The 21,357-nt window shown below is 33.9% G+C and carries 16 protein-coding genes; all 16 read left to right on the top strand.

The features are described 5' to 3' along the window. Positions 1–197 precede the first annotated feature (197 nt). The gene (locus V7122_RS14165) at positions 198–2,849 is read left to right on the top strand and encodes a hypothetical protein (protein ID WP_335527296.1); all 2,652 of its coding nucleotides are present in this window, start codon (positions 198–200) and stop codon (positions 2,847–2,849) included. A 261-nt stretch (positions 2,850–3,110) separates the two neighbouring features. Beyond that, positions 3,111–3,590, top strand: a complete 480-nt coding sequence (locus tag V7122_RS14160; RefSeq protein WP_335527294.1) for a tetratricopeptide repeat protein — start codon at positions 3,111–3,113, stop codon at positions 3,588–3,590. 10 nt (positions 3,591–3,600) lie between these two features. Beyond that, complete coding sequence (locus V7122_RS14155; protein ID WP_335527293.1) at positions 3,601–5,190, top strand: O-antigen ligase family protein; 1,590 nt, start codon at positions 3,601–3,603, stop codon at positions 5,188–5,190. Then, a complete protein-coding gene (locus V7122_RS14150) occupies positions 5,191–6,126 on the top strand; it encodes a Wzz/FepE/Etk N-terminal domain-containing protein (protein ID WP_335527291.1) in 936 nt (311 codons plus the stop codon). Between the two features lie 176 nt (positions 6,127–6,302). Next, complete coding sequence (locus V7122_RS14145) at positions 6,303–8,138, top strand: polysaccharide biosynthesis protein (RefSeq protein WP_335527289.1); 1,836 nt, start codon at positions 6,303–6,305, stop codon at positions 8,136–8,138. A gap of 1,090 nt (positions 8,139–9,228) precedes the next feature. After that, positions 9,229–9,846 carry a sugar transferase gene (locus tag V7122_RS14140; protein WP_335527287.1) on the top strand — a complete coding sequence of 206 codons (618 nt, stop codon included), beginning with the start codon at positions 9,229–9,231 and terminating at the stop codon, positions 9,844–9,846. 41 nt (positions 9,847–9,887) lie between these two features. Next, positions 9,888–10,781, top strand: a complete 894-nt coding sequence (locus V7122_RS14135; protein ID WP_335527286.1) for an NAD-dependent epimerase/dehydratase family protein — start codon at positions 9,888–9,890, stop codon at positions 10,779–10,781. 21 nt (positions 10,782–10,802) lie between these two features. After that, positions 10,803–11,984, top strand: a complete 1,182-nt coding sequence (locus V7122_RS14130) for a glycosyltransferase family 4 protein (protein ID WP_335527284.1) — start codon at positions 10,803–10,805, stop codon at positions 11,982–11,984. 6 nt (positions 11,985–11,990) lie between these two features. Further along, positions 11,991–13,028: a polysaccharide biosynthesis protein gene (locus V7122_RS14125; RefSeq protein ID WP_335527282.1), complete on the top strand. Its 1,038-nt coding sequence runs from the start codon at positions 11,991–11,993 to the stop codon at positions 13,026–13,028. A gap of 15 nt (positions 13,029–13,043) precedes the next feature. Further along, positions 13,044–14,153 (top strand): capsular polysaccharide biosynthesis protein CapF, encoded by a 1,110-nt coding sequence (locus V7122_RS14120; RefSeq protein ID WP_335527280.1) that lies wholly within the window; start codon positions 13,044–13,046, stop codon positions 14,151–14,153. A 2-nt stretch (positions 14,154–14,155) separates the two neighbouring features. Beyond that, positions 14,156–15,280: a non-hydrolyzing UDP-N-acetylglucosamine 2-epimerase gene (gene wecB / locus V7122_RS14115; protein WP_335527278.1), complete on the top strand. Its 1,125-nt coding sequence runs from the start codon at positions 14,156–14,158 to the stop codon at positions 15,278–15,280. Between the two features lie 15 nt (positions 15,281–15,295). Further along, a complete protein-coding gene (locus tag V7122_RS14110; RefSeq protein WP_335527276.1) occupies positions 15,296–16,432 on the top strand; it encodes an N-acetyl sugar amidotransferase in 1,137 nt (378 codons plus the stop codon). Positions 16,433–16,494: 62 nt separating this feature from the next. Further along, positions 16,495–17,703, top strand: coding sequence for a glycosyltransferase (locus V7122_RS14105; protein ID WP_335527275.1), 1,209 nt, complete (start codon positions 16,495–16,497; stop codon positions 17,701–17,703). After that, complete coding sequence (locus V7122_RS14100; RefSeq protein ID WP_335527273.1) at positions 17,700–18,842, top strand: glycosyltransferase family 4 protein; 1,143 nt, start codon at positions 17,700–17,702, stop codon at positions 18,840–18,842. Before V7122_RS14105 ends, V7122_RS14100 begins: the two co-directional genes overlap by 4 nt. Positions 18,843–18,856: 14 nt before the next feature. Further along, positions 18,857–20,014, top strand: a complete 1,158-nt coding sequence (locus tag V7122_RS14095) for a glycosyltransferase (protein ID WP_335527271.1) — start codon at positions 18,857–18,859, stop codon at positions 20,012–20,014. Continuing rightward, positions 20,008–21,309 carry an O-antigen ligase family protein gene (locus V7122_RS14090; RefSeq protein WP_335527269.1) on the top strand — a complete coding sequence of 434 codons (1,302 nt, stop codon included), beginning with the start codon at positions 20,008–20,010 and terminating at the stop codon, positions 21,307–21,309. The genes V7122_RS14095 and V7122_RS14090 overlap by 7 nt, the downstream gene beginning before the upstream one ends. Positions 21,310–21,357: the final 48 nt, after the last annotated feature.

The following is a 21,357-nucleotide window of genomic DNA, read 5'->3' as shown; positions in this document are numbered from 1 at the left end:
AATGTATATTAGAAATCAACCTATTTTTGGTAGGTTGATTTTTTTTATTACCAAAATAATGGTAGAAATACGATTTATACTTGAAATATTATCCTCTATAACCAAATTAATAGTCTGTTGGCATATTTTTTGCATTTAATCAGGTAGAAAATTACTTTAATATATTCCTTGTAGGGGCAATTCACCAGCCTTACATAATGTTGGTATATTACAATAATAATATAAATATCTATCTAGGGGGATTTATCTTGAACAAGAAAAAAGCAATTAAAGTACTTAGTGCAACAGCAATCGCAGCATCTGCATTCGTTGCAACAGCTCCAGCTGGCGCTGACGCAGCAGCAACTGATGTTCAAACTTTAGTGAAAAAAGCTAAAGATGCTGGCACAGTTTTAAAATGGGCTATCTCTACAGAAGGTTCTGCAGATGGAAAAACTCGTCCATATGCACAATACAATGCAGCGAAAGCAGCTCGTGATGCAGCAGTAAAAGCAATTAACAAATTACCTGCATCTCAAAAAGCAGGATACCTTGCTGACATCGAGCAAAATGTAACTCTACATATTAACCGTACAATGGCTTACATCGATGCTATTACAGCTGGTGAAAAAATTACTGTTAAGAAACAAGCTCTTGAAGCACAAATCGAAAAGAATTTAATCGATGATGCTACTGAGAAAGCTTACCATGAGTTATCAACTGAAATTCGTAAGCAAGCAATCCTTTTAGACCGCGTTTACGGACAATCTACTCGTGACGAAATTCGTGCACAATACAAGAAATCTGCTGAAGCAGTACGTGACAGCGTAAAATTCGAAGTATCTGTGAAAATTGAATTAGACTTAGCGAAAAAAGCTCTTGCTGCTAACAATATTGCAGATGTAGAAAAGCACCTTGCTGCAGCTGGAGAGTACATGAAAGAAGTTAAAAACGAAGCTATGAAAGCTGCTTTAACTAAAGCTTTAGAAGAAGTTGAAGCCCAATTAACACCTGCTGTTAAATCTGTTGCAGCGCTTAATGCAAAACAAATTGAAGTAAAGTTTAATAGTGTATTAAATGCTGATACAGCACTTACAGGAGATGCTACTGAAACATCTTTATATACACTTGATAATGTAGCTGCTACTAGCGTTAAACTTTCAGATGATAAAAAATCTGTCATTTTAACTTTTGCAGCTGGCATAGAAGGTAAAGATAAAGTAGTAGTAGTCAACCCGGTTTTAACTACAAAAAAAGATAAAGATGGTAAATTTGTAGAAACAGAAAAACATAGCCAAATCTTCACATATACTGATGAGGTAAAGCCTGAAGTAACATCAACTACTTATGAAAATGGAAAGATTATTGTCACTTATTCAGAACAAATCGGTACTAAGCCATCTGTTGTTCGTGTGAATGGTACTCCTGTTTCAACAAGCGATGTAGCGATTGCTACTGCAGACTCAACAAAAGTAGAAATCACATATGCGGGATTACAAGCTGGCGCATCTGCTTCACTATATATTGCTGGAACTAAGGATAAAGCAACTGTTGCGAATGAAGCAGCATTATTTAATGGTACTGTCGTAGCTCCTGTAGCAGATACTGCTAAACCAGCAGTTACTAATGTAGAAGTAACAGGCCAAAATACTGCTAAAATTACTTTAAGCAAAGCTATTTCTGAAGCTTCTTTAGCTGCGAAATTACAACAGGGCGCTACTCAACATAATGTAACTTTAGTTAAAGACACAAATGATTCAACAGGAAAGACTTACACTTTACCAGTTGATATAAATGGTGGAACAGCTGGTGATGGAATCTTTGCTGGAACATCAACAACTGAAGCATTTGTTTTATACATTGCTGCGAATGCGATGACTGACAGCTCTAATTCAGCTCTTAAGAATGATTTGTTCAGCACAAATATTACTTTTGTAAAAGATACAAAAGCTCCTGCATTAGTAGAGACAAAAGTTTCAACTGATAACAAAAAGTTAGATTTTACTTTTGATGAAGCATTAACAGTAAAAGGCTCAACAAGTGCAATTGTTGTTAAAAATAGTGAAGGTGTAAAGATTACTGATTTAGCTGAATCTGCTCGTAAATCTGACGATGTAAAAACTTATCAAGTGGATACAAAAACTGGAGATGTTGCTTTAGAACCAGGCACTTACACAGTTACTCTTCCTGTTGGATTCTTCGAAGACCAATATGGAAACAAAACAAGTGAAATGACTGCAACATTTACCGTGGGTGCGCCAAATACTGCTGATACTACAAAGCCAACAGTAAGTGTTTCAACATCTGGAACAAATGAATTTCAACTAGTTTATAGTGAAGAAGTAACTTCAAACGCTCTAAATCTTGCTAACTACAAGCTTGATGGTCAAGCACTTCCGGTTGGAACCGATATCTTCTTTACTTCATCAGCTAAAACAACTGTTAAAATTGTTTTACCTGAGAACTCTATTAACATTGGTGATCAATCAACTGGAGCACTTGCTCATTTAAACATTTCCAGTGTAGCAGACAAAGCAGGCAATGTATTAGATACAGTTAACACTTCTGTTACTGTAAAAGACAACACTTCTGCTAAAGTAACGAACGTTCAATTTATCGGCACTGATGTATATGTAACATTTAACGAAGCGGTAGCAGTACCGGCTACAACAAATGCAGCTGATTTATTCAAGGTTTCTGTTAACGGAACAGACTTAACAGCGTCTGGTTTAACAAATGTTGCTACAGTAATTGGAAACACGAAGCAAGTTAAATTCTCATTAAAAGCTGCACCAGCTGCAACTCCAGTAGTAGCAGTTAAAGCAGGTCAAACAACACTTAAAGATGCTAATGGTGTTGTTGTAAAATAATATAATTTGTTTAAATCTAAGCCCTGTAGGATATCATTATCCTTTCAGGGCTTTTTTATTTGTGATCCGGTAGGTTTAATCTGGATGGTGGCAACTGTTCAAAAAGAAGTCACAATGCGCCTAAAAGGTTCTGCTGTCATGTGTTGCGGTGGGAAGTTATTCAAATCAATCAAATTCCTAACTCCTATTGATAATATAGTAGGATTGCCATAAAATTAGTAAAGAAGATAAAATGTAGAACTTTGACAGAAGGAGTCTAAAATGAAAGAAATTTATCGAAAGCTAATGCTATTAGGCTTAGTTATATTTATAGGAATTGGGGTTTTTTATACATATAAAGAAGGGAAGAAACAGGATAGAGGTTTTGTAGAGGATTCCCAAAGCTACCAGCATTCTTTAGCCCAAATGCAGGAAGAGGATTATAAAGGTGCTAAAGAACAACTTATAAATCTTCATAATAAGTATCCAGACCAGGCAATTATTACAAGAAATCTGGGTCTTGTATACGCGATAGAAGGAGAAATGGATAAGGCGGCCTTATATTATAAAAAGGCGGTGGATCAACGGCCGTTTATTATTCAGGATCCAATGTTCACTTTGCAGTTTGCTGAAATTCTTCTATCATTAGAAGAAAATGATGCAGCAAAGGAATACTTAGAATATAGTAAAAAACTTGGAATTCCTGAAGAGTTTAAGGGTCATGTTGAAGAACTCTTAGCTTACATAGAGACCATGAAATAAAGGTGAGAAAATGTCGAAAATAGAAGAGTTATTCGGAGAAAGAATAAAGGAAAATTCTTTACATTTTAATAAAATTATTAAAATAGAGAACGAAGAACAATTAGAAATTAATAAAGTTGATAGAATTCTAACGATAGGGTTAGCATTGTTAATCTTAATAGTCCCACTTGCCGTACGAGTTCATTTTACGGACTTCGTAAGCCCGCTGGTAACTGGATCAGATATAGATACAGGTGTTAAATCTGATATTTTTACTTACTATAAATTTATTACTCTTGTGATAGGGACGATAATTCTTAGTATTGTATTTTTATATAAAGTGTTTTTCGTTGGCTATATTATTCCGAAATCAAAAATCAATATTCTTACTGGTATTCTTGTTATTACTATAATAGTATCTGCTCTGTTTGCACCTAATAAAACACTAGCTCTCTTAGGAATGTACAACCGACATGATGGAACGATTTCATATCTATGTTATATCGCTCTGTTTTTTATTGCGGCAAATATTAAATATTCACCTAAATCCCTTAAAATGTTGACTTACTGTCTTGTTCCTTTTGTAATAGTTAATACATCTCTAGGTCTATTTATACTTTACGGAATTGATGTTTTTAAATGGACTTGGATAAATAAATTAATTTTTGGCGAATTGCCAGAGGGATCGAATGTAAATGCGGGTTCTCAGCTCTGGTCAACTTTTAATAACCCTAACTACATTAGTGGCTTTGCCGGGACATTAACTGCACTATTCTTTACCTTATCTATATTAAATAAAAATATCATTGAAAAAATAGTTATGTTAATCATTTCACTCGCAAGTTTCTCGATGGTGTTAACCTCGCTTTCAACAAGCGGGTTTCTAGCATTTTTAATTACAGTGCCGTTAATTTTAATTATAGGATTATTTTCGAAATCGAAGGGTAAGTCACTTTCGTTTTTCTTATTAGGGGTTCTAGGGTTTGCACTTATTCTAAATGCATTTGCAATAAAAAACCCGAAAGTTTGGGACGAGTCAATTGGTTTTATTGTCAGTAAGAATCCATATGTAGAGGTTAAACAATCTGCAAAAGAATTATTGGACTTTGACTTTGAATCAAAGGTGACAGCAGCAAAAGTGGACTATAAGCTAAAAGAATTGCCTCCTTCAGGATATTCAGCAGGATCGGGTCGTTCCTATATTTGGGAGAAAGCAATTGAGATGATAGGAGAAAGGCCAATACTAGGATATGGTTTGGACACATTTGTCTTTCATTTTCCACAAGATGATCCCGAGAAAAACTCAGCTTTAGGAACCTTTAATGTCATTACAGATAAACCTCACAATCTATTTATTGGGCTAGCCTATGGTGCTGGTGTGTTTTCAGCCATTGCTCTTATCCTTTTAATTTTAGCTCTTTTAGTAAAATGGGTTATTGATTTATTCAAAAGAAACTTAAGTAAGGAAACAATAGCAATAGGAATGATGATAGTAGCATTCTTAGTTCAAGCTATGTTTAATGATTCCATTATTGGTTTTACAAACGTGATATTTATATTCATAGGTGTACTAACAGCAAGTATCATAAATAACAAAAATGAAATTATAGGGGAAAAGTAAATGCAGGATGAAATTAGCTTACGAGAGTTAATCGAAACAATTTTGAATGGCAAGTGGATTATTGCAATCATAACAGCAATAGCAGTGTTAATTGCAGCAGTAGCAAGTTATTTTATAATCCAGCCTTCTTATGAAACAAGTGCAAAGGTTTTGGTGAATAGTGTGAAACAGGAAAATGCGGGTAGTGAGTTGGCAACGTATTTAAACGAAGCTGTATCACCACAAGTATTTTCAGAGAGATTGCAATCGTCTCAGTTATTAAAAAGAGTAATCGAAAAAGAAGGGTTAAAAGACTGGACAGTAAAAGGGCTAAGAATGAACTTAACTGTTGAAACAAAGCCAGACTCGAATATTGTGACTTTAACCTTAAAAGGAAAGGATCCAATAGTTATTCAAAAAACGCTTACTGCTATTTTAGAAGAATCAAAAGTATACATTGGGGAAAAGGTTTCTGAAAAACTAAACAGCTTAGCTGCTCAGTATAATGATCAACTGATGATTGAAAAGGAGAATTTAGATGAAGCCCTTAAAGAGTACAATCAATTAAGGGCTGCAGAGGGGCTTCCTTCAATTGTATTGTTAGATGCTATCACTTCAAAGGAAAAACAATATATTCTTCAAATTAGTAATGAACAACTAGCGGAATTGCAAACACTAAACAAAGATAAGCAAGTTCAATTTGAAAAGATTAATAATAAAGTGATGGCCCTAACAAACCTTTATAACAAATATTCTGATCAATATGAAGAAGCTCGAAGCATAGCGGAATTATATAAAGCAGATAGCAAACTGTCGATTCTTGCTGAAGCGGAAATCCCGTCTGACCCTGTTTCACCGAAAAAGACACTAAATTTAGCTATTGCACTAGTTTTAGGTCTGATGATTGGTGTAGCCGTTGTTTTCTTGCGCCATTATTGGAAGAATTCCGCTGTCTAAAGGTGCCGATAGATAGGGCATTATTCTATCTATTAATTAGTTATTGTCTGAGATAATAATGCTGAGGGCGGAATTGAGCCAGTATTTATCGAACATTTTAATATCTAATGGTAAAGCATCTTATGGTAGTATGTTTTATCATTGGATTTTTATTTTGGGAATAGGGGGATATGCTGATGACTTATCAAAAACGGCTGACGTTTTTGAGTATGCTCGACTCTTTAATTGTCTTATCAGCAATATATTTTAGCTATTTAATGCTTCATCCATATTTAGGCATATTTAAACTAGGCTCCTTATTGGTAAGTTCGATTACTTTGTTAGTCTGCCATCATTTGTTTGCTTATTTATACAAGCTTTATAAAAAGGCGTGGGAGTATGCGAGTGTCCGGGAATTACTAGCCATTGTCCAAGCCGTAACACTTTCTATTGTTACAACTGCCATTATCCAGATTATTATTTTTAATGATATTTATGTTCGCGCACTTTTTATTACATGGATGATTCATGTGCTACTAATAGGGGGCTCACGATTTTCATGGCGGATGTTCCGCGACCGCTACATACGGAATGAAGAAGTAGACAGAAAACTCACATTAATCATTGGGGCTGGATCAGCAGGAACCATGGTAGCTCGACAATTATTAAACAGTCATGATGCTGAGTTAAGACCTGTTGCTTTTATTGATGATGATCGGAAGAAGTACAACCTACAAATTCTGGGTTTACCTGTTATTGGGAATTCGAGTCATATTGTTAAAGCTGCCCAGATGTTGAAAATAGAAAACATTATCATTGCAATTCCTTCTTTAAATAAACAAGAACTAAATCGAATCTTTGATGAATGTGCAAAAACCAACGCTAAGACGCAAATAATGCCTAAGCTTGAAGATATTATGCTTGGGAAAGTATCAATTAATCAATTTCGAGATGTACAGGTTGAGGACTTGTTAGGCAGAGAACCAATTGAACTTGACATCAATAGTATCTCCGAATATTTGCTAAATAAAATCGTGCTTGTTACAGGGGCAGGTGGTTCGATTGGCTCGGAAATATGCCGACAAATATGTTCCTTCTACCCTACTAAAATTGTTCTTGTTGGGCATGGGGAAAATAGCATCTATCAAATTAAGATGGAACTGCGTAACCATTATGGAAGGTCAATAGAAATAATCCCAGTTATCGGGGATGTACAAGACCGGACAAGAATGTTCGAAATCATGGAAGAGTATAGTCCTGATGTGGTCTACCATGCAGCTGCACATAAGCACGTACCACTAATGGAGTACAACCCGAAGGAAGCAGTGAAAAACAATGTTTTAGGTACAAAAAATGTTGCGGAAGCTGCCGACACCTTTAGCGTGAAGACATTTGTGATGATTTCATCAGATAAGGCCGTGAATCCAACAAACGTCATGGGTGCAACAAAACGGATTGCTGAAATGGTTATTCAGCAGTTAGCAAATGTGAGCAGAACAAAATTTGTTGCAGTTCGTTTCGGGAATGTACTTGGAAGCAGAGGAAGTGTTATTCCACTTTTTAAAAAGCAAATTCAATCTGGTGGACCAGTAACTGTAACACATCCTGAAATGACACGATATTTTATGACAATTCCAGAAGCTTCAAGATTGGTGATACAAGCAGGAGCCTTAGCACGAGGCGGGGAAATTTTTGTGTTAGATATGGGAGAACCGGTTAAGATTATAGATCTGGCGAAAAATCTCATTAAGCTGTCAGGCTACACAATTGAAGAAATTGGAATCAAATACTCGGGGATTCGCCCAGGGGAAAAGATGTATGAGGAATTGCTCGGGGAAAGTGAGGTTCATAAGGAAGCGGTTTTTCCGAAGATATTTATCGGTAAAGCGGTTTTGGAGCAGGTGGAAGAGATTGAGTATCTTTTGGTCCATCATGACCAGTTATCACCTGACGAAATTAAAGAATTTGTAATTAATTTGGCTAATCGGAAGAAGAATAGGGTTTTATATAAAGGTGAAGTTGAAATCGGATAATGGAACTAAATTTGTTGAAATCCTTTATAGCCGCATGAATTAGTAAATAACTAAGTCCCTGTTTATTTGATTTGAATTATAGGATGGACAGGGAGCTGTTATTCTCTTTTATGAATTACGCTAGCTTTAGAATATGTGTCATTATCGTTGGATTAAGTAAAATTCAATTTGTAAGACTTGTTAGTCTTCGGGTCTTCAGTGTATACAGATGTACCAGAAAGAGTTAAAAAGAAGTATTTATGTGTCTTTTAAAATTGTTTTTGTCTCGTTTACTAAAATATGTTTTCGGCGATGTCTCCTGACCATTATCGATGGGGGCACTCGGTCATGCCGTGGGTAGAGTTATTCTGCCTTAGACGCTTGTTGTCAAGGGTGTGGCGTGAGGGTAGGTTGGATACCTATAAATTGAAAAAGTACATCTTAGGATTTAAATAATAATTTCTGGAGAACCTTTAAAAGAATTTTTAACTTTCTAGGATTAGGATATGCAATATTGTGTGCTCGGAAGTTTATTAGGATAAGCCGTTTCAGTGTTGCAGGAAATGATATAGTTCAAATGGTGTCAGATGGAAGTAACAAGTCGATATGGAAAAATTGATCCTTCTTATCAATTATGAGGCACCTTCTAATCTTTCGATTACAGGACATTATACTTTTACTCAGAAACTTTTATGTTTATAGAGTGTTCATGAACTAGGTACAGGTGGGGAAATCCAGCTACATATGCAATTCAGAGTTGAATTAGATTCAGCAGGTGTGTGCATATTGGTTTGAAGGGGAGCGGTATGATGTTAGGGAGAATTTGAGGTTTATTAAGACTACTATTGTGTGGTTGTTGAAGGATAGAGGGCTGAGAGGGAAGTTGTTAGAGTATCTATAGGATATTAAAGGAAAGGGTTTAGTGAAATAAAGGGTTGGAATATTAATGGGCCATTGTTCATATAGGTTATTTTTGATATATGGGCAAGGTTTTTTTGTTTTGTCAAGGAATGAAATGTTAGTGGGTTAGTAGTTGGTTGGAAAAAGGAGGAATTGAGGATTCCGATTAAGTCCTAATTTACTAAATAACTTTTCAAGGAGTGCCACAGGTATGTATTTTAAGATAAAAAGACTGATAGATATCATTCTTTCTTTAATAGGACTTATTGTTTTATCTCCTATTTTCTTAATCCTTATAGTTGCTATTAAGCTCGGTTCAAAGGGTCCCGTTCTTTTTAAGCAAAAGAGGGTTGGAATCAATAAGAAACATTTTAATATATTGAAGTTTCGTACTATGAGAATAGATACGCCAAAGGATACTCCTACTCATTTATTAGGGAATCCGGACCAATATATTACGAAGGTGGGGAAGTTTTTAAGAAAGACTTCACTTGATGAGCTACCCCAAATTTGGAATATCTTTGTTGGGCAGATGAGTATCATTGGGCCCAGACCAGCGTTGTGGAATCAATACGATTTGATTGCTGAACGGGATAAATATAGTGCTAATGATGTTCCACCAGGGCTGACTGGTTGGGCGCAAATTAATGGACGTGATGAGCTTCCTATAGAAGTTAAGGCCAAGTTAGATGGGGAGTATGTTGAAAAGATTAGTCTCTGGATGGATATAAAGTGCTTCTTTGGGACTATCGTCAGTGTTTTGAAGAGTGATGGTGTTATTGAAGGTGGCACTGGAGCTAAGAAGGAAGTTGCAAGTACCAAAGAGTGACAGGCTCTTCAGGAAAGTACACAGATTGAGGTGGAATAAACATGTTATTAGTTACAGGGATTACAGGACATAGTGGCAAGTATTTCTTGAAAGAGCTTATTAAAAACAATTACGAAGGTCCGATTCGTTGTACTATCAGAGAAAATTCTGATACAACGATGATAGATAATTCCGGATTAAATATAGAAAAGGTAGTTGGGGATTTAGAAAATCAAGAGTTTATGAATGATGTTATGAATGGTGTTAATACAGTTGTGCATATAGCGTCTATCTTTTATTCAATAACGCTTATGAAGGCGGCTGTTAAGAACAATGTTAAGAGAGCAATACTTGTCCATACTACTGGCATTTATTCAAAGTATAAGAGTGCATCAGAAGAATATAAGGATATTGAAAAAAACATAGATAAAATTATTAAGGAAAGTAATTCTAAGATAGGCCTTATATATTTAAGGCCAACCATGATTTACGGATACATCAATGATAGGAATATGATTGTTTTTATTAAAATGGTGGATAAATTAAGAGTATTTCCCATCATTAATCAGGGAGGGAATACGTTACAACCTGTCAATGGGAGAGATTTGGGGAAGGCTTATTATCAGGTTTTAATGAAGCCTAATATCATGAAAGGTGATTACATTTTATCAGGTGAAAAGTCTATTTCAATGAAAGACTTGTATATGTTAATTAGCAGCATTCTTAATAAAAAAACTATTTTTATAAATGTACCCTTGATGATGGGGGTATTCATGGCTAATTTCCTTAAAATCTGTACTTTAGGTAAGGTTGATTATATAGAGAAAGTTCAGAGAATGGGTGAGGATAGAAGTTTTTCACATAAAACTGCTAAAGAGGATTTTTCCTATAATCCTATGCCACTTTCCGAAGGATTAAAACTTGAAATTGAAGAGTATATAAAAAAGGTTCAATAGAAATTGGAGGCTTTTGGCTAAATGAAAATCCTTGTTGTCTGCCAATATTACTTTCCGGAGCCTTTTCGCATTTCAGATATATGTGAATCATTAGTGGAAAAGGGACATGATGTAACGGTACTAACAGGCCTTCCAAATTATCCAGAGGGCCAAGTACTCGATGGTTACCGGTATGGTAAGAAAAGGAATGAAGTGTTAAATGGTGTAAAAGTTATACGGAGTTTTGAAATAGGTCGTGGAAATAATAAGTTAAAGCTTTTTTTAAACTATCTTAGTTTTGCAGTATCAGGATCGCTGAAGGCATTTTTTATGAAAGATAAATTTGATGTAGTATTGGTCAATCAACTTTCGCCCGTAATGATGGGGATCCCAGCTATTGTTTATAAGAGAAAGCATAAAAAAAAGATTTTATTTTACTGCCTTGACCTATGGCCAGATAGTTTAGCTGCTGGTGGAATCAATGAAAGTTCAAAAGTTTATAAGTTTTTTATGAGGATATCCCAATGGATTTATAACTCAGCGGATTGCATAGCAGTTACTTCTACTATGTTTGAAGAATATTTCAGAAATACTCTTGGAGTAAACAAAAAAATACACCATATACCGCAATATGCTGAGGATTTGTTTACTGAAAGCATTGAAGTTGCTAAAGATGATAAATATAATTTTGTATTCGCTGGAAATATTGGTGATATGCAGAGCGTGGAAACGATAGTTAAAGCAGCAAAGGTATTGCGTGAGCACAATAATATTGTTTTTCATATAGTCGGAGATGGATCTAGATTAGAAGAATGTAAGTTGCTTAGCGAAAAAATGGAATTAAACAACATTATATATTATGGAAGAAAGCCTGTAAGTGAAATGCCTCATTATTATGGGTTAGCTGATGCAATGTTAATAACCTTAAAGAATAATAAGACTATTTCTTATACGCTGCCAGGTAAAGTGCAATCATATATGGCAGCTGGCAAACCTATAATTGGAGCAATCAATGGTGAGACAAATCGAGTAATAAAAGATGCTGAATGTGGGTTGTGTTGCGCTGCCGAAAATTATAGTGAATTGGCTAATTTAATAATACAGTTCTGTAATAGTAATGAGAAAGAAAAAATGGCTCAAAACTCATATAAATACTACATTAAAAACTATAGTAAAAAAAGATTTATGTCGTTGTTAGAGGGCACCCTAACTAATTTGGAGTGATAAATGATGTTTAAAGATAAAACTTTATTAATTACTGGTGGAACAGGTTCGTTTGGAAATGCGGTAATGAAGAGATTTTTATATACAGATATCAAAGAAGTAAGGATATTTTCTCGAGATGAAAAGAAACAAGATGATATGCGGAATCTTTACAAAAATGATAAGCTCAAGTTTTATCTTGGCGATGTAAGAGATTTAGCAAGTGTAAAAAATGCTATGCATGGGGTGGATTATATTTTCCATGCAGCGGCACTAAAGCAAGTACCATCTTGTGAATTTTTCCCTTTAGAAGCGGTAAAAACAAATATATTAGGTACTGATAATGTATTAACGGCTGCTATTGAATATGGAGTAAAGAAGGCTATTTGTCTTTCAACTGATAAAGCTGCTTATCCGATTAATGCAATGGGTATCTCAAAAGCGATGATGGAAAAGGTATTTGTTGCTAAATCGAAAACTGTTGATCCAGATAGAACACTAATTTGTGGAACTAGATATGGTAATGTGATGGCCTCACGTGGCTCTGTTATACCATTATTTATTGAACAAATTAAAAGTGGTCAGCCTTTAACAGTAACAAATCCTAATATGACAAGATTCCTTATGAGTCTAGAAGAAGCAGTAGAGTTAGTAGTATTTGCATTTCAAAATGCTGGGGCTGGAGATATCATGGTTCAAAAATCTCCTGCCAGCACTATTGGAGACCTTGCTCAAGCTGTAAAAGAATTATTTAATGCAGATAATGAAATAAAAATTATTGGAACCCGTCATGGAGAAAAACGTTATGAAACACTTCTTACTAAAGAGGAATATGTGAAGGCGGAAGATTTACCTGGTTTCTTTAAAGTTCCTGCAGATCAAAGAGATCTTAACTATGATAAGTATTTTGCAGAGGGAGATCTAAAGCTTACTACTGTAGAAGAATATAATTCGGATAATACACAAATTCTTAGCATTGAACAAATTAAAGAAAAATTACTTGAATTAGAGTATGTGCAAAATGAGCTAATGGAATGGAATAAAAAGGTTCATGTCATGAACTAAAGGGGGTATGTACGGATGAAAATTCTTGTAACAGGTGCAGGGGGATTTGTGGGAAAAAACCTTATCTATGAGCTTAAAAATAAAGGATATAATGATATTTTTGAGTTTACTAGAGATAGTGATTATTCATGTTTAGAAAAGTATACAAAGGAATGTGACTTTGTATTTCATTTGGCTGGAGTAAACAGACCTCAGGAAGAAAATGAATTTATGGAAGGTAATTTTGGCTCGATATCTAAATTGCTAGAACTATTAAAGAAACATAGCAATAAGGCTCCCGTTCTTTTTACTTCTTCTATTCAAGCAGAAAAGGATAATCCATATGGTAGAAGTAAAAAGGCTGGAGAGGATTTACTGTTTAATTATTATAATGAAACTGATGCAAAAGTTTATATATATCGACTTCCAAACTTATTTGGTAAATGGAGTAAACCTAACTATAATACGGTGGTAGCTACATTTTGTCATAATATAGCTAGAGATTTAGATATAAAGATAAATAATCCGGATATAGAGTTGAATCTTTGTTATATAGATGATGTATTAGAGGAGTTTATAAGAGCACTTGAGGGAAATCCTACTATGCAAGATGATCAATGTGTTGTACCAGTAACACATAATATTAAACTTGGAGAATTGGCTGAAATTATAAAGAGTTTTAAAGAAAGTAGATTAAACTTAAGTATTCCTAATATGGAAGATGGTCTAACTAAGAAACTTTATAGTACCTATTTAAGCTTTTTACCAGAAGATCAGTTTTCCTATGATCTTAAGATGAATCTTGATAATAGAGGTTCCTTTACAGAATTTATGAGAACATCTGAAAGAGGACAAGTTTCTGTAAATGTTTCAAAACCAGGCGTCGCTAAAGGAAATCATTGGCATCATACTAAAAACGAAAAGTTTTTAGTTGTTAGTGGAGACGGGTTAATCCGTTTTAGAAGAATTGACTCCGAAGAAATTATTGAATATAGGGTTAGTGGAAAAAAGCTTCAAGTAGTAGATATACCAACCGGGTTTACTCATTCTATTGTAAATGTCGGAAAAAGCGATTTAGTTACAATAATGTGGGCAAACGAATGTTTTGACCCAGAAAAACCGGACACCTATTTCGTGGAGGTATAGTAATGAAGAAACTAAAAGTCATGACAGTCGTTGGTACAAGACCTGAGATTATAAGATTGTCAGCAGTAATAAATAAATTGGAAGAGTCGAATGCAATTGAACATACACTAGTTCATACGGGACAAAATTATGACTATGAATTGAACGAAGTGTTCTTCAAAGATTTTAATTTGAAAAAACCAGATTTTTTTCTAAATGCAGCAACTGGTACAGCGGTGGAGACTATTGGGAATATACTAGTTAAAATAGATCCTGTTATGGAAGAAGTAAAACCAGATGCCTTTATAGTGCTTGGAGACACGAATAGCTGTTTATGTGCAATTGCAGCAAAAAGACGTCATATTCCAATATTCCATATGGAGGCTGGGAATAGATGTTTTGACCAAAGAGTTCCAGAAGAAACAAACAGGAAAATTGTTGATCATACAGCGGATATTAATTTAACTTATAGCGACATTGCAAGAGAGTATCTAATTAGAGAGGGATTCCCTTCAGATAGGATAATAAAAACGGGTAGCCCTATGTTTGAAGTTCTTAACTCTAGGAAAGATGACATTGAGAAATCTGATGTTTTAGAGAGACTGGGACTGGAAGAAGGACAATATTTTGTAGTATCGGCTCACAGAGAAGAAAATATTAATTCGGATATTAATTTCTTAGATTTGGTTGAAAGTTTAAATGCAATTGCAGAAATGTATAATATGCCTGTAATTTTAAGTACACATCCTAGAACTAGAAAAATGATTGAGATTAAGGGGATAGAATTTAATCCTTTAGTGAAAACAATGAAACCTTTAGGGTTTAATGATTATGTGAAACTTCAAACTAAGGCAAAAGGTGTACTAAGTGATAGCGGAACAATAAGCGAAGAATCTTCTATTCTTGGGTTTAGAGCTCTTAATATAAGACAAGCTCATGAAAGGCCAGAAGCTATGGAAGAAGCATCGGTAATGATGGTAGGACTCAAGAAAGAAAGAATTTTACAAGGGTTAGAAATTTTAGAAACGCAGGATAGAGAAACCTTGAGACTAGTTAAGGACTATAGTATGCCTAATGTGTCAGAAAAAGTATTAAGAATTGTATTGTCTTATACAGACTATGTTAATAGAGTGGTTTGGGGCAAATAAGGGAGAGAATAGTTTATGATAAAACGAGACTATCAAATTTGTTCAAACTGTGTAATGGATACAACTGATAGTAAAATTGTTTTTGATGAAAAAGGTGTCTGTGATTATTGTAATAGCTATTTTAATGATATCTTACCCGATTGGCAGCCAAACATGACAAATGAAGCCGAACTTGAAAGAATTTCAAAAGAAATCCGTGAGGCTGGTAAGGGGAAAAAGTATGATTGTATTATTGGGTTTAGTGGAGGTACAGATAGTTCTTATTTAGCTTATATTGCAAAAGAAAAGATGGGTTTGAGACCTTTACTGTATTCAGTTGATACTGGATGGAACCTAAATGTAGCCGAAGAGAATATAAAAAAGCTTGTTAAAGCATTAGATTTAGATATCTACACTGAAGTTGTTAACCCGGATGAAATGAAAGATTTGCAACTGGCCTTTTTTAAATCTCAGGTTGCTTATCAAGATCTCCCACAAGACCATGTTATTTTTGCTGGGTTATATAATTATACAATGAAGAATGGTATGAAATATGTTTTAACTGGATCCAACATTGCTACGGAATGTGTTAGACCACCGATAGAGTGGGTTCATCTTAATGATCTTACATTAATAAAGGACATCCACAAAAGGTTTGGGAAAGTTAAGTTAAAGACACTTCCAATGTGCGGGATGTTTAAGTATAGACTAAACTATGCCTATATTAAGGGAATGAAGCGTGTAGCTCCTTTAGATATTATTCATTATGATAAGGATGCAGCTGAAAAGGAATTAAAATACAAATTTGGTTGGGAAAAATACGAGAATAAACATTATGAAAATATCTTTACAAGATTCTATGAAGGATATTATTTACCCAAAAAATTTGGTTATGACAAGAGAAAGTCTTATTTTTCCAATTTAATTTTAACTGGACAGATGACTAGGGATGAAGCATTAGAAAAGTTAGTAGAATCACCGTATAACGAAGAAATTATGCAAGAAGACATGGAATATATTGCAATGAAGCTAGGGATTACAAAAGGTGAGCTTGAGGAAATAATTAATGGTAAAAATAAGACCTACAAAGACTATAAAAATTCTTTAAGTTTAATTGAATTTTCAATAAAACTAGCTAAAAAACTTGGAGTTGAGAAACGGAATTTCCGTTAATTAAGAGTTTTGGGTGACATACTACGCGCTGAATAAGTGCCTCATGGGGGGATGGTGATTAAATGAGGATATTACTGATTGATGTAAATTACAAAAATAGCAGTACCGGAAAAATCGTATATGATTTGTATAACTCACTTAATAATGAGGGACATACTGTAGCAGTCTGTTACGGTAGAGGCCCAATTGCAGATGAACCAGGTGTATTTAAATTTAGTAGCAATTTGGAAGTATATGCTCATGCATTTCTAACAAGAGTAACAGGACTTACAGGGAATTATTCATATTTTGCAACGAAAAAGCTGATTAGATTCATGGAAGAGTTTAAGCCTGATGTTGTTCATATACATGAACTTCATGCATATTTTGTTAATATTGCACCGGTGATGAATCACTTAAAGAAAAAAAATATTAAAACTGTGTGGACCTTTCATTGTGAGTTTATGTATACGGGAAAATGTGGATATGCTTATGATTGTGATAAATGGAAGACAGAATGTGGAAAATGCCCCCGCTTGAAAGAATATCCTTCGAGTATGTTTTTTGATTTTACTAAGAAAATGTTTAACTATAAGAAAAAACTGTTTGAGGGATTTGACAATCTTACAATTGTAACACCATCAAAATGGTTGGCAGATAGAGTGAAGGAGTCCTTTTTAAAAGACAAGGATGTACGCGTTATTCACAATGGAATTGATACCAAGAATGTATTTCATCCAAAATCTTATGGACATCTAAAAAAAAAGCATAATATTACAGATGAAAAGATAGTCCTTGCAGTAGCCCCTGATTTGATGTCTGCTCGTAAAGGTGGCCGTTGGGTTTTAGACCTAGCAAAAAGGATGAAAGGTACTAAAATTAAGTTCATATTTATAGGTGTTAAAGACGTTAGTGAAAATTTTGGGGAGAATATTATAGCTCTAAGTAAAACTAATAACCAACATGAACTTGCTGAATATTATTCAATGGCAGATGTTTTTGTTATTTGCAGTGAAAAAGAAAATTTCCCGACAACATGTATTGAGGCTTTATCGTGTGGAACTCCAATAATTGGTTTTGATGAAGGAGGTACTAAAGAGACGGCTCCGGAAGGATACGGAACTTTTGTCCCGTACGGTGATATAAAACAACTAAAAATGGCCTTAAAAACTGCGTTAACTAATGATGAGTATTTCAAATCTGAGCAAGAATGTTCAAACTATGGATTAAAAAAATATTCAAAAACTGAGATGTGTGAGAAATACTTGCAACTTTATCAGGAGGAGATATGAAGATATTACATGTATGTCTTGCATCAGCCTATACGGAAGGAATGACCTATCAAGAAAACTTTCTGTCGGATCAAAATGTTAAAGATGGCCATAATGTAATAATAGTCTCTGATTGTAACAAGTATGAAAATGGTAGCATGGTTCGAACTGATGCTGAAGATAAAATCCTAACCAATGGTATTAGATTAATACGATTAGAATATGACAGAATAATAAATACTTTTATAAGCGGTAAAATACGCAAAGTTTCTGCTTTAAATAGTATAATAATGCAGCTGTCACCAGACGTAATTTTATTTCATGGTGTTGCTGGTTGGGAAATGTTAACAGTAGCTAGATATAAAAGAGATAACCCCAAAACTAAATTATATATCGATAGTCATGAAGATTATAATAATTCAGCTAGAAATAGTATCTCAAGGATCATTCAATATAAGTGGTTTAACAGATTAATTGTAAAAAAAATATTGCCCTACGTAGACAAAGTGTTATGTGTTAGCTACGAATCATTTCTATTTTTAGAAGAACTTTATCATATTCCAAAAAATTTATTGGAGTTTTATCCGTTGGGAGGAGTTATTATAGAGTCTTCTACACGGCGAAAGAAAAGAGAATTAGTTCGCACAGAACTAGGCCTTAAAGAAAATGATATTGTATTTATGCATTCTGGCAAAATGAGTGCAGAGAAGAGAACCAAGGAGTTGTTAACAGCATTTAAAAGAGTGAAGAATGAAAGGTTTAAACTAATTCTAGTTGGTTCTCTTCCAAATACTGTTGCTGAGGAAGTTAACCCATTAATTGAAGCTGATGAAAGAATAAGGTTTTTAGGATGGAAAAATAGAGGGGAAATTATTAATTACCTATGTGCTTCTGATATGTATTTACAGCCTGGTAGCCAATCGGCAACAATGCAAAATGCAATTTGCTGTGGGTGTTCAGTTATGCTCTTTCCTCATAAAAGTCATGGACCTTATTTAGACAATAATGGTTTTTATGTCAAAACTGTAGAAGATATGGTTAGTGTATTTCAGAAGATAGGGGAAAACCCTGAGAAATTAAAAGAAATGAGCAAAGCTTCTTTTAAGATTGCATATGAATTGCTTGATTATAGAAAGTTAGCAGCAAGATTATATGAATGAGGGGTAAGTTGATAATGAATATTCTAATAATACCCTCTTGGTATCCTAGTAAAGGAAATCGGCTTAGTGGATCATTTTTTAGGGAACAAGCTATTGCTTTAAAAAACGCTGGACATCATGTAATAGTGTTAAATGTAACTTATCAGGATAGACATAGGTATTTTGATCCGGACAATTTTAAATTTAAAAAGTTTAACGATGAAGGTGTAATAGTATATTCCTATGTAACGCCTGCATTTGGAATTAATAGAGTTAAAAAACTTATGATTAAGAGCTTCTTAAGACGAACAGAAAGAATGTTCCGGAAAATACTACAGGATGAAGAAACAGTTGATATAATACATGCACATTCTTATATGCCTGCTGGTTATTGTGCTTGTGAGCTAGGTAAAAAGAATAATATACCAGTAGTTATTACTGAACATTCAAGTAGTATTATACAAAATAATATGTCATCTATTGAAATATTTTATCTAAAAAAGTGTGTAGAGTTGTCCTCAGCTTTCATCTGTGTTGGGGAAGGACTTAAGCAAAGTGTAATTAAAAAGACAGGGGCAAAACAAACAATTGAAGTTCTACCAAATATTGTATCTCCATTGTTTGAGTATAAGGGGAAAAAAGGTAATACAAATAAATTTATATTCTGTAGTGTTGGAAATTTAAATGCTGGAAAACGGTTTGGACTAACTATAGATGCTTTTACAAAAGCTTTTAAGGGTAAAAGTCATATTAAATTACAAATTGTTGGCGGAGGCACATTATATAGTAAATTAAAAGAACAAATAGATAATCTTGGGATGAACGAACAAATATCTTTACTTGGAGCAATGTCTAGAGAAAAAGTAGCACAACAGATGCAAGTCTGTGATGTATTCGTGCTAGCAAGTGCATTTGAAACCTTCGGTGTTGTGTATATTGAAGCAATGGCTTGTGGTAAGCCGGTTATTGGAACAAGGAACGGCGGGGCAGATTATATAATAAATAAAGAAAATGGAATATTAATAGATGTAGATAATGTGAACCAGTTAACAGAAGCATTGGAGGAAATGGTTGAGAATTATCGTAGTTATAATATGGAAAGAATAAGCCAAAATACTATTAAGCAATACTCCGAAGTACCTGTTACTAGCAGATTAAATATTATATACGAAAGGTGTATTAAAGGATGGTAATAGGTGTTTATAGTAAAAACAGAGGATGCCAGAAGGAAATCAAATCAATCAAAAAATCTAGACATGTCTCAAAAACAAAATACGCTTTATTCGGACTGGTGACGGCTAGTTGTTTAGGTGAAACATTTAATTTATTTGGGATAAAACTTTCTTGGGTGTTGGCTATATTGACTATGGTGCTCTTTTTTTTAGAATATCTCAATAATAAAATAAGAATTCCGACCTATGACATAAAAAAATACGTTTCTTTTTTTACTCTTTGGTTTATTTATGCAACACTTCAAATGTTGTTTATCCTACAAAACGATTATGCTATTTCTAGTTATTTTTCTTTGGTTGTTAATGTGTTTATTGTTATTATGTTAGCACTAAATCTTCATAGTATTGATGATTTAATTTTTATTAATAGAGGTTTAATACTAGGTCTAATAATAAATTTGCTTATAGCTTTTTGGGAGATAGCTACTGGAAATCATATAGTTCCTTTAAGTGATATAGATCAGTTATATTATCGTAATAAACCAGTAAGTGTATTTGTAAATGGGAATGATCTTGCAACATTCATCTGTTGTGGTATTGTCTCAGTTATTTTAAATTACGCACTTACTAAAAAAAATTGGATTATTACGCTTGCTATAATTATAGCATCAGTATTTGTGCTAATTCAAATTGATGCAAGGGCTCCTATATATGGTATGGTACTATATTGCATGAGTTTTACACTAATCTATATATTGTTAGTTATAAACAAAAATAGTGAGTATTTTTTTACTATTATATCTATTATGTTGACTTTCATAGGTCTAATTGCAAGCCTTTTAGTATTATATAATTACTCATTAACAGAATTAGTGTCAATGATTAGCTCACCTGGAAATGAAAAGAGTGATCTGTTGAGGTTAAGTCTAACAAAGGAGGCTATTCAGGCATTTTTTAATTCTGCTTTCTTAGGTATCGGTCCAGGTCAAAGTATAAATCTATTGGGTATTAACGTGCACAACTTTTTCCTAGAAATAATGTCTGAGTTTGGAGTCATTATTATAAGTGGAATTATTTTGATATTCATATATTTATTTAAAGCATATAAGTGGAAACTACCTTCACTGTTAACTCTTTGTATAATGTCTTTTCCTCCTGCATTCGTTCTAATTGGTATTTCATCTAGTAGTGCTAATAGAATTAGAGCTACTTGGATACTTATTACACTTTTGTACATTACAATAAGTTTGTACAAGAAAGAGCAAAGTAAAAAGTTAGCGGGAAGTGAATCGGATATTAAGGAAGTTAGTAGTTAAATTCATATGTCTAATTTATTGATGGTTATTTTATTAAATTTTAGAATC

This window comes from Bacillus sp. JJ1532 (genome assembly GCF_036965085.1).
GTDB lineage: Bacteria > Bacillota > Bacilli > Bacillales > Cytobacillaceae > Cytobacillus.
Note: the sequence above shows the minus strand (reverse complement) of the source record. Positions and strands in the feature narration are given on the sequence as shown.

Bases quoted from the DNA above. Each gene is read 5' to 3' on its own strand.
- V7122_RS14165 (WP_335527296.1), top strand. From the start codon at position 198: ATGTTGGTATATTACAATAATAATATAAATATCTATCTAGGGGGATTT.
- V7122_RS14160 (WP_335527294.1), top strand. From the start codon at position 3,111: ATGAAAGAAATTTATCGAAAGCTAATGCTATTAGGCTTAGTTATATTT.
- V7122_RS14155 (WP_335527293.1), top strand. From the start codon at position 3,601: ATGTCGAAAATAGAAGAGTTATTCGGAGAAAGAATAAAGGAAAATTCT.
- V7122_RS14150 (WP_335527291.1), top strand. From the start codon at position 5,191: ATGCAGGATGAAATTAGCTTACGAGAGTTAATCGAAACAATTTTGAAT.
- V7122_RS14145 (WP_335527289.1), top strand. From the start codon at position 6,303: ATGACTTATCAAAAACGGCTGACGTTTTTGAGTATGCTCGACTCTTTA.
- V7122_RS14140 (WP_335527287.1), top strand. From the start codon at position 9,229: ATGTATTTTAAGATAAAAAGACTGATAGATATCATTCTTTCTTTAATA.
- V7122_RS14135 (WP_335527286.1), top strand. From the start codon at position 9,888: ATGTTATTAGTTACAGGGATTACAGGACATAGTGGCAAGTATTTCTTG.
- V7122_RS14130 (WP_335527284.1), top strand. From the start codon at position 10,803: ATGAAAATCCTTGTTGTCTGCCAATATTACTTTCCGGAGCCTTTTCGC.
- V7122_RS14125 (WP_335527282.1), top strand. From the start codon at position 11,991: ATGTTTAAAGATAAAACTTTATTAATTACTGGTGGAACAGGTTCGTTT.
- V7122_RS14120 (WP_335527280.1), top strand. From the start codon at position 13,044: ATGAAAATTCTTGTAACAGGTGCAGGGGGATTTGTGGGAAAAAACCTT.
- wecB (WP_335527278.1), top strand. From the start codon at position 14,156: ATGAAGAAACTAAAAGTCATGACAGTCGTTGGTACAAGACCTGAGATT.
- V7122_RS14110 (WP_335527276.1), top strand. From the start codon at position 15,296: ATGATAAAACGAGACTATCAAATTTGTTCAAACTGTGTAATGGATACA.
- V7122_RS14105 (WP_335527275.1), top strand. From the start codon at position 16,495: ATGAGGATATTACTGATTGATGTAAATTACAAAAATAGCAGTACCGGA.
- V7122_RS14100 (WP_335527273.1), top strand. From the start codon at position 17,700: ATGAAGATATTACATGTATGTCTTGCATCAGCCTATACGGAAGGAATG.
- V7122_RS14095 (WP_335527271.1), top strand. From the start codon at position 18,857: ATGAATATTCTAATAATACCCTCTTGGTATCCTAGTAAAGGAAATCGG.
- V7122_RS14090 (WP_335527269.1), top strand. From the start codon at position 20,008: ATGGTAATAGGTGTTTATAGTAAAAACAGAGGATGCCAGAAGGAAATC.